Annotated in this window: 8 protein-coding genes; 3 read left to right on the top strand and 5 right to left on the bottom strand. The window is 60.3% G+C overall.

Going from position 1 to position 12,758, the window contains the following annotated elements; translation table 11 throughout:
• Window positions 1-86: 86 nt before the first annotated feature.
• Window positions 87-1,520, bottom strand: coding sequence for an NAD(P)/FAD-dependent oxidoreductase (locus EKD03_RS00500; RefSeq protein WP_129626191.1), 1,434 nt, complete (start codon window positions 1,518-1,520; stop codon window positions 87-89).
• 318 nt (window positions 1,521-1,838) lie between these two features.
• Here EKD03_RS00500 and EKD03_RS00505 point away from each other — a divergent pair, with 318 nt between their 5' ends.
• The 3 genes from EKD03_RS00505 to EKD03_RS00515 are packed head-to-tail and all read left to right on the top strand — an operon-like array spanning window position 1,839 to window position 4,796.
• The gene (locus tag EKD03_RS00505; protein ID WP_161569142.1) at window positions 1,839-3,164 is read left to right on the top strand and encodes a cytochrome b N-terminal domain-containing protein; all 1,326 of its coding nucleotides are present in this window, start codon (window positions 1,839-1,841) and stop codon (window positions 3,162-3,164) included.
• 12 nt (window positions 3,165-3,176) lie between these two features.
• Window positions 3,177-3,659: a QcrA and Rieske domain-containing protein gene (locus tag EKD03_RS00510; RefSeq protein WP_129626195.1), complete on the top strand. Its 483-nt coding sequence runs from the start codon at window positions 3,177-3,179 to the stop codon at window positions 3,657-3,659.
• Between the two features lie 15 nt (window positions 3,660-3,674).
• Window positions 3,675-4,796: a c-type cytochrome gene (locus EKD03_RS00515; RefSeq protein WP_129626197.1), complete on the top strand. Its 1,122-nt coding sequence runs from the start codon at window positions 3,675-3,677 to the stop codon at window positions 4,794-4,796.
• A 121-nt stretch (window positions 4,797-4,917) separates the two neighbouring features.
• Here the strand turns inward: EKD03_RS00515 and pheT are convergent, their stop codons facing one another.
• The 4 genes from pheT to EKD03_RS00540 all read right to left on the bottom strand — a co-directional run bounded on the left by pheT (window position 4,918) and on the right by EKD03_RS00540 (window position 12,466).
• A complete protein-coding gene (pheT, locus tag EKD03_RS00520; RefSeq protein WP_129626199.1) occupies window positions 4,918-7,503 on the bottom strand; it encodes a phenylalanine--tRNA ligase subunit beta in 2,586 nt (861 codons plus the stop codon).
• Window positions 7,504-7,746: 243 nt separating this feature from the next.
• Window positions 7,747-9,549, bottom strand: a complete 1,803-nt coding sequence (locus EKD03_RS18655; protein WP_194085933.1) for a glycoside hydrolase 5 family protein — start codon at window positions 9,547-9,549, stop codon at window positions 7,747-7,749.
• A 275-nt stretch (window positions 9,550-9,824) separates the two neighbouring features.
• Window positions 9,825-10,670 (bottom strand): 2-oxoacid:ferredoxin oxidoreductase subunit beta, encoded by an 846-nt coding sequence (locus EKD03_RS00535; protein WP_129626201.1) that lies wholly within the window; start codon window positions 10,668-10,670, stop codon window positions 9,825-9,827.
• 59 nt (window positions 10,671-10,729) lie between these two features.
• A complete protein-coding gene (locus EKD03_RS00540) occupies window positions 10,730-12,466 on the bottom strand; it encodes a 2-oxoacid:acceptor oxidoreductase subunit alpha (RefSeq protein ID WP_129626203.1) in 1,737 nt (578 codons plus the stop codon).
• Window positions 12,467-12,758 lie beyond the last annotated feature (292 nt).

The following is a 12,758-nucleotide window of genomic DNA, read 5'->3' on the forward strand; positions in this document are numbered from 1 at the left end:
ATTCAAGACAATAAAGCGCCACAACTGGTAGGGCTTAAAGTTCATCCAGAAGCGATCCTTATCGGTGATCTGCATCGTCGTACCTCCTATTCGGGAATAATCTGCCAGCCCGGACGGCCCCGGAACTTGTGCATAAAGGTCTCGTGAACCATACGCTTCATCCACGCACCACTCGTCCCCATCTCCATGTGGGTGATATTGGGGTCACGGCCCTTGCTATTGGGGTAGTGGTTATAGTCGGGGACAACCGGATACATAAAGATCGCGGCCGCCTCACCGTCCCAGAGCGAGTCGCCCATGGAGGCCACACATGCGGCGAACATCTCGGTCATGCGTTCGCGGTGCTGTAGCGTGCCACCGTTGATCAGATCGGCGATGTTGAGGGCGGTGAGCCGCCCGATCACCCCGGCGATCATGCCGGTGCGCGGCGGTGCCGCACTGATCGAGGTGCCATTGGGGGTGATGTGGGGTTTGGAGATTGGCCCCGGCGGGGCGAAGGAGATGCCCGCCGCGAAGATGTTGGCATAGCTAGGGTTCTGGTAGGTGGCGGGCCACGCCTCCGGGCGCTTGCAGAGCGTCTCGTAGTCTAGCCCGTAGATCGCATCCACCTTGATCAGGCCGTTGGGCATCACCACCTTCTCGGAGACATCCTCACCGTTGCGTCCGATATACTTCATCGGCTGGCCGGTAAACTGCGGGATGAGCATCGAGAAGTCGTAGCTCGTCTCGCCATACTTGCCATCATAATCTTCCCAGTAGATCTTCTTCGCGTCTACCTTGTGGACACCGCGCTGGACGAATGAGGTGATGCCGTAGTGCTTGTAGACTGCGCTGATAAACTCTTCGCTGGTCATCATACGGCCCCGGAAGCGCCCATACAGCCCACCCACACCAAAGTCGCCCAGTTCTGGCTCATTGGAGAGATAGACCAGATCGGCACGGTCGCGCAGTTTGCGCTTGACCAGATCCTTATGGATGTTGGCGATATACTCCAACGCCGCACCCTGGCAGGTCGCAGCGGGGTGGCCGGTACCGATCACAAAGCGGAAGCGCTCACCCTTCTGCATGCGGCGCACATGCTCTAGGTAGGATTCCCGTGCCTCCAGGGTGTGATCGAGGGTACAGATCGAGGTGCTGTAGCCACCGTGTGGCCCTAGCCCCGGCGTGGCCTCGAAGTTAAGCTTGGGGCCGGTGGCGATCAGCAGGTAATCATAGTCGAGCCGCTCGATCCCTCCGCGCCCCTGGCGGCTGACGCTGACGTAGTTTTCGTCGGGATGGATTTCGGTGACGGAACCGTGAACAAACCCGATCCCACGCTTGTCATAGACCGACTTGAGCGGGATGGTGGTGTGTTTGGGGTGCATACGGCCTACACCAACCCAGACCCACGAAGGGACGAAGCCGAAGTAGTCGTAGCGGTTGACGACCGTGACTTGGTGTTCTTTACCTAGTTTTGCGTTGAGGTAGAGCGCCGCGGTATGGCCGGCGAAGCCGGCTCCAATGATGACAACGCGGGCCATAGGGGTACTCCTTGTGCCAATGCACCATGCTCATAAACGGTATATATCGCAGGGGACTATGAATCATTACCAACTAATATAATGCACACAGTAACCAGAAAGTTACACCCCTGTGGGTGAGATTTTTCGCCCATAGCCTCCAAGATCTCTCCACAAGATCTCCAACATTGGTTGGTATGGTGATAGAGACACAAAATCTTGTGTCTCGCCATGAGACACAAAATCTTGTGTCTCGCCATGAGACACAAAATCTTGTGTCTCGCCATGAGACACAAAATCTTGTGTCTCTACCCTCACCATACCGCAGGAGCGATCACTATGGCTTGGTTTTCCCGCCTTCTCTACCGGAATGGCCCGCCGCCGGAGGATCGTCATCGCATGCGGGCGGTGGCGAATAGTCTCATCTTACACCTACATCCGCCGCGTGTCTCGGCGGGGGCGCTGCGCTTTCCGCGTACCTGGGGGTTGGGGGGGATCTCGGCGCTGCTCACCATGGTGTTGGTGGTGAGTGGGGTGCTGCTCATGTTCCGCTACGACGCGAGTGTTGAGCGCGCCTATAGCTCGGTGCAGGCATTGGAGACGGTGGTGCCCTTCGGGTCGCTGCTGCGCGCCATTCACCACTGGGCCGGTAATCTGCTGGTGATCACGGCAGTACTCCACTTGGTGCGCGTCTTTGCCGCCGGGGGCTTCCGGGCTGAACGGCGCATGAATTGGCTGGTGGGGCTTGGCCTGTTGCTGCTGGTGTTGGTCTTCAACTTTACCGGCTACCTGTTGCCCTGGGATCAACTGGCCTTCTGGGCGATTACGGTTGGTACGGGGTTGCTTACCTATGTGCCGCTGCTCGGCCAGCCGATTAGCGACTTCCTCCTGGGCGGGCCAGAGGTGGCCCAACCGGCGTTGCGCAACTTCTACGCCCTGCATGTGGCACTGTTGCCAGTGGTGCTGATCTTTGGCCTCTCGTACCACTTCTGGCGTGTGCGTAAGGATGGTGGCGTCACGTTGCCCGCCGAATCTACGCCTGCGCCGCGCCTCACCACCATTCCGCATCTGGTGCATATTGAACTGGGGGTGGCGCTGATCACGCTCGCGGGCCTCGTCATCTTTGCGATGCTGGTGCCGGCCCCGCTTGAAGACCTGGCCAACCCTGCGCATCCACCCAATCCGGCTAAGGCCGCCTGGTACTTCCTGGGGGTGCAGGAGTTGTTGCTGCACATGCACCCGCTGGCAGCGCTGCTCGTGAGTCTGATCGGTGGGCTGGGGTTAGCGGTGCTGCCACTCTGGGATCGTGATGCCGCCGATGAGGGGATCTATTTCCGTTCGCCAACCGGGCGTCTGGCCGGGTTGATCGGCGCTCTCTGGGCCGTGCTCTTCACCCCGCTGCTGGTGCTCGTGGATGAGTATTGGCTCGATCTGCCGACCCTGCTCGCCCCGTTACCGACGCTGGTCTCGAACGGGTTGCTCCCGCTGCTACTGACGCTGGCCGGGTTGGCGGCGATCTATGCCGGGTTGCGCAGTGGCCTGCGCGCCCGCCACAGTGAGGCGCTAGTGGGGCTCTTCAGCTTTGTGTGGGTGGCGTTGTTGGTGTTAACCGCCGTGGGGATCTGGTTCCGGGGCGAGAATATGGCTTTGATCTGGCCATGGTAGGGGAGAATTTCTATGACACACGATACAACCATGTCCCGCCGCGACTTTCTTACCTTGGGGATGAGTGCCGTGGGCTTGCTCGGCCTGCTCCAGATGGGTGGCATGACGCTCCAGTTCCTCGGCCCGCGCCGGGTGGAGGGCGAGTTTGGCGGGCTAGTCGAGGCGGGGCTGGCTGATAGTTTCCCCCCCGCTTCGGTCACGGAGTTCCCCGATGGGCGCTTCTTTCTGGCGCGTACCAGCGATGGCGGCTTCCTGGCCGTTTCGCGGCGCTGCACCCATCTGGGCTGTGCGGTGAGTTGGGAGGCCAGCCAGAACCAGTTTGCCTGCCCGTGCCACGGTTCGCACTTCGACCTCCAGGGCGATGTGCAGAACCCGCCCGCGCCGCGTCCGCTCGATACCTACCCGATCTCTGTGCGCGACGGGGTGTTGGTGGTGGATACCGCGAAGGCGATTCCGCGTGATCAGATTGCGCCAGAGCAGTTGTTGTATGTCTAAGAGGGGAAATATGCGATGCGCTACCCGCTTATTGCCGGTTTTACCGCGCTGCTGGTACTCATAACCGCGCTGGCGATCTATACGGCGCGTGAAGAACAACGTATGCAGACCGCGCAGGCCGATCTGCGCCAGGTGGCGATCACCGATGCCTCGGTGGTCTATGTGCAATATTGCGCCACCTGCCACGGGGCGACGGGTGAGGGGATTGGGGCCACGCCGCCGCTCGATAATGAGGGGGTGCGCGGCATGGATTACGACACGCTCTTCAAGACGATAGCACGCGGGCGCTATGCTACCGCGATGACCGGCTGGCATGTGGATGAGGGTGGCATGCTCACCACCTATGAGATTGACCAGTTGGTGGCGCTGTTGCGCTATGGCGAGTGGCCGCAGGTGCGCGAGCTGGCCGCGCAACAGGGGATGATCCCGGTCAGTCTGGCGGCACCCGAAGTGGCCGCCGAGCAGATCGCGGCGATCAGTGCGCTGGGGCCAGAAGGCAGTATCTGGGCCAACGGGCTGAACCTGTATGCCCAGAACTGTACCACTTGCCACGGGGCGACGGGAGAGGGAAGCAGCCTCGCGGTGGCGCTGAACACCCCAGAGCTACGCAGCCAGGACGCAGCAACGATCACGCGCACCATCACTGAGGGCGTGCCGGGAACGATGATGGCGGCGTGGAACAAGGCGCTGCAACCAGAGGAGATCAGTGCGCTTGCTGAGTTCCTGCGGCACTGGGATCAGGTCGAAGCTGCCGGAATTGCGCTGAGCGCCCCCACGATTGAACAGATCGATCTCGGTGACGCCGAGGCAGTCTTGGCGCTGGGCGAGCGGCTCTTCACCACCACCTGCACCACCTGTCACGGCGAGAACGGATCGGGCGGGGTTGGGCCAGCGATCAACAGTCAGCAGTTCCTCAGCCGCAAAGATGATGCTGCGATTGAGCAGACGATCATCGAAGGGGGGCACCGCGCCAATACGGGCATGCCCGCCTTTGGCGACCGGCTGACGAGTGTGGAGATCACGGCGCTGGTGCGCTATATCCGTTCGCTCCAGGCCACCGCACCCAGCGTCGCCAACCCACGTGGCACCCAGCAGGGGGGCGGCGGGCCGCCATGGTTGCGCGATGGGCCACCGTAGAGACGCAAGATATTGCGTCTCCACACCCGGAGATGTAGAGACGCAAGATATTGCGTCTCTACCTACCCGACGCAACATCTTGCATCTCTACCTACCCGACGCAAGATATTGCGTCGCTACCCTACCCGCGAATCGTCGCCCCGATCTCACGCTCCAAGCCACCGATAATCTTCTTGCGCACCTTCACCAACGCATCGTCGGTGAGGGTGCGGTCGCTGGCGCGGAAGGCGAGGTGGTAGGTGAGGCTGCGCTTGCCCTCGCCCACCTGTGGCCCGCTGTAGACATCGAAGAGGGTGAGTGATTCGAGCAGATCGCCTGCACCGCGCCGGATGAGTGCCGCAACGGTGGCTTCGGCAACCTCGACCGGGGCGGTGATCGAGAGATCCTGCACAATCGCCGGGAAGCGCGAGATCGAACTGAAGTGGGCTTTGTCGCTAGCCGCAAAGAGCACATCCAACTCGATCTCGGCCATGGCGGCGCGGGTCAGGCTGATCTCCAAGCGCTCGCGTACCGCCGGGTGCAGTTCACCCAACACGCCCACCACCTGCGTGCTTGCGGAGGTCTTACTCTTCTTGTCGGCCTTGGTCTCCAACACGAGTACGGCTGAACGGCCCGGATGGAAACGCTCATCATCCGTCAGTGGCGCGTAGCGCACCCGCTCGCTCAGGCCCAGCCGCTCCACCAACACCTCCACCACCCCCTTGAGGTCGTAGAAGCCCATCGGCTCACGCTGCGTGGCCTGCCAGCCCTCCGCCTCACGCGGGCCAGCCAGGGCAATGCCCAGGCGGCGCGGTTCGGCGGGGAGCCAACCCTCTGCTTCGCCCATCTGCTCCGGCTTCAGATAGACTCGACCCACCTCAAAGACCGCCACCCGCTCGCGCTCACGCAGGTTGTTGCTCAGCGCCTCGCCCAACGAGGGTAGCAGCGAACGACGCATGTAGGTGCGTTCGGGGGTGTTGGGGTTAGCCAACTTCACATACTGCTCGGCCTGAGCCGCACCAGGCTGCACGTTGGTCACCAGCGGCATCGCAATCAGCGAGTGGGTGATCAGTTCATCTAGGCCACACCCAACCATCACATCGCGCACCTTATGTTCGAGGCGCAATTCCTTATGATCCTCGGAGATCGGCAACGCATCAGCCAGCCGCATCTCAGGGATGCGGTCATAGCCATAGATCCGCGCCACCTCCTCGCAGAGATCGGCCAGGATCTCGACATCCAAGCGGAACGAGGGCACCGTCACGCGCACGGTTGGCTCATGCACATAAGTAGCGAAGTCACCCAGGCCACTGCCACCATAGAGTTCGCAAGTGAACCCAAGACGCATGAGGATGTCGGCGATCTCGCGGGCGGTGAGATGAATCCCGACGATACGTGCCACCTCGGTGGGGGCCAGATCGAGGCTGATCGTCTGCCAGGGGCGCGGGTAGGCATCCACAAAGCCCTGGGCCACTGTACCACCCGCGTAGAGGCGCATCAGTTCAAGGGCGCGGCGGAGGGCCAGCAGCGGCAGGTTGTAGTCCACGCCGCGCTCAAAACGCCGCGAAGCCTCACTGGGCAACTTGAGGCCGCGCGCCGTCTTACGGATCTGTACGGGTTCCCAGATCGCGGCTTCTAGCAGCACGGCGGACGTACTCTCACTCACCTCACTACTCTCGCCACCCATCACCCCCGCCACCGCCAGCGGGCCACTGGCATCACACACCATCAGCGGGGTATGGCTCAGGCCACTCTCGGCCCCTGGGGTCAGCGAACGCTCCTTACCATCCAGGGTCAGCAGGTGCTCACCGGGTTGGGCGCTGCGCACAATCAACTGACCGCTCTGCACCTTGGCATAGTCGAAGGCGTGGGTCGGTTGGCCCCACTCCAGCATGACATAATTAGAGATGTCCACGATATTGCTGATCGGGCGCATGCCGGCATAGGTCAAGCGGCGCTGCATCCACTGGGGCGAAGGGCCAACCTGTACCCCCTCGATCAGGCCCAAGGTGAAACGCGGGCAGAGCGCAGGCTCGACAATCTCCACCCCAGCGCGGCCCTCCAGCGGCGCACCCACAGCCACCACCTGCGGATCGGGCAGGGTCAGTTCAGCCCCGGTGATCGCCGCCACCTCGCGGGCCATACCCACAATCGAGAGACAGCGCGCATAGTTGGGGGTGAAGTCGAGTTCGAGCACCACCTCACCCAAGAAATCGCGCAACGGCACACCCACCGGCGCATCATCTTCGAGGATGATGATCCCATCATGCTCCTCGGAGATCCCCAACTCCTTCTCGGAGCAGAGCATGGCGTCACTCATCACCCCGCGCACCGGGCGGCCCTTGAGGGTCGTGATCACCCAGCCCTCAGCGTGGCCATCATAGAGCCGCGAACCCTCTTTGGCATAGACCGCCTTGAGCGGATGGCTGAGCGGCCCCTGGCCCCGGTAGGGGAAGAGGTTGGGTGCCCCGGTGACAACCGTATGCGGCTCGGCAGCCCCATAATCCACATCGGCCAGCACTAGGCGCTCGGCATTGGGATGCGGCTTCACCTCAAGGATGTTGCCCACCACGATCTTCTCCGGGTCCCAGGGCAGTTCGCTGCCCTCCAGACCAATGGAGCGAATATCAACCACCTCCATGCCACTCAGGGTGAGGCGCTGAGCCAACTCCTCCACCGGCATGGTGATCGCAACAAATTCACGCAACCAACTCAAAGGAACTTTCATGGTACGGTCGCTTTCATGATTTTGGTACGAGGCAATACCGTGCGGATTGTAGCCGAGTCAACAAAAGGATGTCAAGAACGGGTTGGGGTGGTGGTTGGCGGCTCAGCCGCCAACCACCACCCCAACCCGTGGGGTTTTTCCGGGAGCCTGCGGCCCCCGCCCCCCCGCGTATGGAGCTGCGCCCCATACGCGGGTTTTTGTTGTTTTTTGGCGGCCAAGCCGCCAAGCCGCCCCACTAAAGAGTTACGGTACCAACTCGATCTGATCGATGTAGAAGACCGACTGTACTCGCCCCGCAGCATCCTGGATCACCAGATCACTCAGGTTGGCTGGGTTGCCCAACTGGCTCAGCGGAACCTCGATCTGTACCCAACTGTTGGTCAGCGTTGGCAAGGCGAACGTTGCGCTGGTCGTTCCATCAGCACTGCGCACCCAGAGGTTAAGTTTCTGCTTACCTCCGGCACCATGTGCCCAGAAGCGCACCTTGGTATAGCCCTGGGTACTTAGCGCCTGATCGGTGTGTACGTAGAACCCGGCCCATGCACGTTTGTAGGTGACGGAGATGGAGTGTGTACCAACCTTCTTCTTGGCGGTAGAACGCAGATTGACTGAGCTATCCCACGACCAGTTGGCCCATCCGGTTGCGAGGCTATCGGCGTAGATAACCGAGGATGTTGCAGGCACCGGAGTAGCGGTTGGTGGCACCGGAGTGGCGGTTGGTGGCACCGGGGTGGTCGTCGGCGGCACGGCGGTGGTCGTCGGCGATACCGGGGTAGCGGTTGGCGGCACCGGAGTGGTCGTCGGCGTACTGCCACCCGTAGTGATATTCACCTCACGAGCGTAGGTCGTGTTGAAGGCTTTGAAGGCGGTGGCAATATCATTCCAACCACCTGCGTCATCCACATTCTCGTAGCTCCAGGCCCAAGCTCCGCCATAGCAGTTGCTATGCAACTTCTCTAGCAGGCCCGCCGGGTTATACCCCGTATCGCCCGCATTGGCCGGGAACTCTCCGATCACCGTCGGCTTATCGAAGCCTGCGGTGGCCCAATCAATCAGGGTTGGCGAATAGCTCCAATAGACTCCATCACCATTCATCCAGCCATAGTAATGGATCTGATAGAAGTCCAGGTAGCCCTTGGCATCATAGGGGGTGAGCGCCGAATCCTTCCAGACATTGCCGGTGGCACCAAGTGAGACATCACTATTCCAACGCATCGCCGCACTGCCCACCGTGGTCAACTGGTTGGAATTGCGATGGATCGCGCCGGAGATCTCGGCGATGAAACGCTGCATCTGGGCCAGAGTGACGGGTGAGCTGATCTGGGGATCAACTGCGCCCAAGTCGCTGATACCAAACTCCGGCTCATTGAAGATATCCCAACCCATGACATTGGGATGTGTCCCGATGGTATAGCTGGTGCCGGGTACCGGGTAGGCCAACATCGGCAGTAGCGCCTTATTGATGAACGAGGCGCGCTTCGTCGCATTAACGATCAGGTCGGTATGCCCACTCGCATGCTCTCCACGGGTATAGCCGTTGGAGTCGGGCAGGAGCATATCGAAGCTCCACAGATTAAAGACGATCCGAATATTGTATTCCTGGGCCAATTTAATTGCATCGGCCATACTGGGTAATGTATTGGCATCGAGGCCCGTCACCGCTCCACCTGAGGTAGAGGCGAATTCAGGGGCACCACGGCCATCTGCGAAGACCCACCAACGCACCGTGTTGATGCCGTTGGCCTGGAGGGCCGCAAACATCTGGCGCGTCCTTTCAGTTGAGTAGGTATGCTGTCCCCACTCCTCAACCGTGCCGAAATCGGCACCATAACCACCACTCTGCCAGGGTACATTGACCCCAGAGAGGAACCAGCGACCACCTTGGAAGGTAACGAGATGGGACTGGTTGGTAGGACAAGCGGATGCAGCCGAGACGATATTGGAAGAGTTGGTAAAGCTGGGAAGTAGTGTGAGGATGAGACCGAAGATCAGGCTGCTGAGGGTGGTGATCCGTAGAATCGACTGTGGACGATGGGAGCCTTGCATGTGCATCTCCTAGAGGACTAGGGCTGGGGTGTAGTGGAGGATGTTCTTAAACATTTTGTCATCTTCGCCGCCATAATTGTTATACGTCTTTTATGAGGGTACCACTATAGCCCAGTGGTACTAGATTTTTGCGCTATAAAGTCTTGCATACGTACTAAGACCACTCCGAGATATGAAAAATTTGTCATATTGGGCAAAGAGATGACATGGTGAATGACTACATAAGAGACGGCCCATGCGGGCCGTCTCGTCGGTAAGGTTTGCGGGCTACGAAGCTACGCGAGGTAGCGTTCCAGATGTGCCTGCGTATCAAACGGCTTCGCCCCGGAGGGCATCGGCATGGAGGTTGGTTGCCCCTGATAGAAGAGGCCCAGCGGCATGCGCTCGGTCTCTAGGGCGTAGCGCATCGCGGCGACTCTATCCTGCGGATTGTGGTCGTCGGGGATCTGGTAGACCTGATCCTTAAAGATCTGGTAGGTATCGAAATAGCTCACACACGGGCTGAGGACGTGGATAAAACTGAAGCCCTGATGCTCCATCCCCTTGCGGATCAACTCGGCGAGTTGCTTGGGGTTGCTAGAGAAGCCGCGTGCGACGAACGAGGCTCCACTGGAGATCGCCAAGCCCAACGGGCGCATCGGCTGAGCTTGGTTGCCCATAGGCGTAGACTTGGTGATATGGCCATAGGGCGTGGTGGGCGAAGTCTGGCCCTTGGTGAGGCCATAGATCTCGTTATCCATCACGATACAGGTGATATTGATGTCGCGGCGGAAGGCGTGCGGCAGGTGGCCCGCGCCGATGCTAAAGAAATCGCCATCACCACCGACCGCCAGCACCGTCAGGTCGGGGCGTGCCAACTTGATGCCCTGGGCCGCCGGCAGGGCGCGCCCGTGGACGGTGTGCAGGCCATAGGAGCGCAGGAAGACCGGCAGGCGCGAGCTACAGCCAATGCCGGAGGCAATCGCCAGATCCTTGGGATCGATCTGAAGTGCCGCGAGTGACTGCTGAATCGCAGCCAACACCGCGTAGTCACCACAGCCGGGGCACCAGATCGGCTTAATATCGGTCTTGTAATCAGCGGGCTTGCGCACGATCACATTGGGATCGAGGATAGCAGTCATAGCAGTAACCATATCTCCGTATTGCCGATCCACGCAGCGCGCACCGGCAACATAGCAACTTAGTGGAGTACCGGCTCTTCAACTCCCATCAACTCGTACACCTTGCGCAAAATAGTATTGCGGGCAAAGGGCAACGAGTTATACTGGGTATAGCTCTCAACCGGGATACACAGTTCAGCCTGGATGAGTTTAGCTAGTTGGCCCTGGTAATTGACTTCCGGTACCAGCACGATCTCGACATCCTGCGTAAACTCGCGGATGGCATCAACCGGCAGCGGCCAGACCATCTGGAGTTGCAGCACGGCTAGATCGTGACCAGCCTTATGGGCAACCCGCAGCGCACCCCGGCAGGCACCGGCGGTGGTACCCCAGCAGATGATCCCCACCTTGGCCTTGGGGCTGCCGAAACGCTGCACATAGGCGCGGCTGGCCTTGAGCGGGGCCAACTTCTCCCAGCGCTTCTTGCTCATCGTCGTGTGGGCCTCTGGGGTTGAGGCCGGGCTACCAAACTCGTTGTGCTCCAAGCCGGTGGCGGTATAGTTGGCGTTCAGCATCCCCGGCGCAGCCATCGGCGAGATGTAGTTATCCGTCTTGGCAAAGCGCTTGTACTGCTTCGGCTCCAGATCGCCCTCTGGGCGCAGGCGGTTGACTTGGGGGTACTGGGAGAGATCGAAGGGGTCTACTGTCTCGGTACGGTAGGAGAGCGAGTAGTCGGAGAGCACGAGCACCGGCGACTGATACTCCTCGGCCAGATTGACCCCCGCGACGGTGAGTTGGAAACACTCCTCCACCGATGCCGGAGCGAGCACAATCCGGGGCGAATCGCCGTGGCCACCATAGACCGAGATATTCAGATCGGACTGCTCGGTTTTGGTGGGGAGGCCGGTTGAAGGCCCGCCGCGCTGCGCATCCACCACCACCAGCGGGATCTCGGTCATACTCGCGAAGCCAAGCGCCTCACTCATCAGCGCCAACCCCGGCCCGGAGGTGGCGGTCATCGCCTTGCGGCCCGCATAGGAAGCCCCGATACAGGCCATCACCGAGGCGATCTCATCTTCAGCCTGAAGGTAGGCACCACCGGTCTGCATCATCGCGCTGGCCACCCCCTCCATGATCTCGGAAGCGGGGGTAATCGGATAGCCACCGAAGAACTCGATCCCGGCATGCATAGCCCCGGCGACAATCGCTTGGCTGCCGGTCATCACATAACGGTGGCGTTCACCCTCGGACTCGATCCAGAGTGCATCGGTGCGCTCGATACTCTTCGCATAGGCGATACCGGCGCGCAGTGCGGCCAGGTTGGATTCGAGAAACTCGGCCTTCTTGCCCAGTTTGGCATGCACAATATCTTCGAGCTTATTCAATCCCAGGCCGAACATACCCGCCACAACACCCAGTGCCACCACGTTCTTGCCGCGCCGATTGCCCGCCTCATTGGCGATCTTCCCAATCGGCACCGCATAGGCAATTCCGGTGTAGTTCTCAGGGGGTGTACACTCATCAGGATCGTACAAAAGGACCGATTTCGCGGCCAATGCTTGGTGATGCAGCCGCCACGCCTCTTGATTAAAGGCAAAGAGGACATCAACATCATCCCCCATCGTGCGAACCGGGTTGTTCGAGGCGCGTACCTGGAACATCACCGGGCCACCCTTGATCTCCGCCGGGGTGGTACGAAAGGTGAAGACTTGCAACCCCGACCGTGCGGCGGCCTGCGCGAGCATTTCGCCCGTCGCGCTGCTTCCGTCACCCGACTCGCCAGCCACCCGGATGACCAGATCTTCCTTTTGAATCATGGGCGTGCTTCCTTAGAGCAGTACTCTCAGTGCGGAGTATGCGGATACGTGTAGATAGTATGCTTCCCCGCAGTGCCGATGCCTACATCATAACATAATCTTGGGTTTTGTTTGTGAGACTACACAAAGCGTTGGGTTCTCCTTTCCTTGACAAGGATTTTGGGGGGTGCTATCCTACATACCACCACAAGAACCACATACGCGATGGTCGCGGATGACCACACGAGTGGCGCGGACTGGCGTTCAACGCCAGCCCTTTTGCTTCTCAGGCCATGTGTATTTACACTCGCGA

Source organism: Candidatus Oscillochloris fontis (assembly GCF_004138135.1).
Taxonomy (GTDB): domain Bacteria; phylum Chloroflexota; class Chloroflexia; order Chloroflexales; family Chloroflexaceae; genus Oscillochloris; species Oscillochloris fontis.

Coding starts and splice junctions, on each gene's coding strand:
- EKD03_RS00500 (WP_129626191.1), bottom strand. CDS start 1,520: ATGGCCCGCGTTGTCATCATTGGAGCCGGCTTCGCCGGCCATACCGCG.
- EKD03_RS00505 (WP_161569142.1), top strand. CDS start 1,839: ATGGCTTGGTTTTCCCGCCTTCTCTACCGGAATGGCCCGCCGCCGGAG.
- EKD03_RS00510 (WP_129626195.1), top strand. CDS start 3,177: ATGACACACGATACAACCATGTCCCGCCGCGACTTTCTTACCTTGGGG.
- EKD03_RS00515 (WP_129626197.1), top strand. CDS start 3,675: ATGCGCTACCCGCTTATTGCCGGTTTTACCGCGCTGCTGGTACTCATA.
- pheT (WP_129626199.1), bottom strand. CDS start 7,503: ATGAAAGTTCCTTTGAGTTGGTTGCGTGAATTTGTTGCGATCACCATG.
- EKD03_RS18655 (WP_194085933.1), bottom strand. CDS start 9,549: ATGCAAGGCTCCCATCGTCCACAGTCGATTCTACGGATCACCACCCTC.
- EKD03_RS00535 (WP_129626201.1), bottom strand. CDS start 10,670: ATGACTGCTATCCTCGATCCCAATGTGATCGTGCGCAAGCCCGCTGAT.
- EKD03_RS00540 (WP_129626203.1), bottom strand. CDS start 12,466: ATGATTCAAAAGGAAGATCTGGTCATCCGGGTGGCTGGCGAGTCGGGT.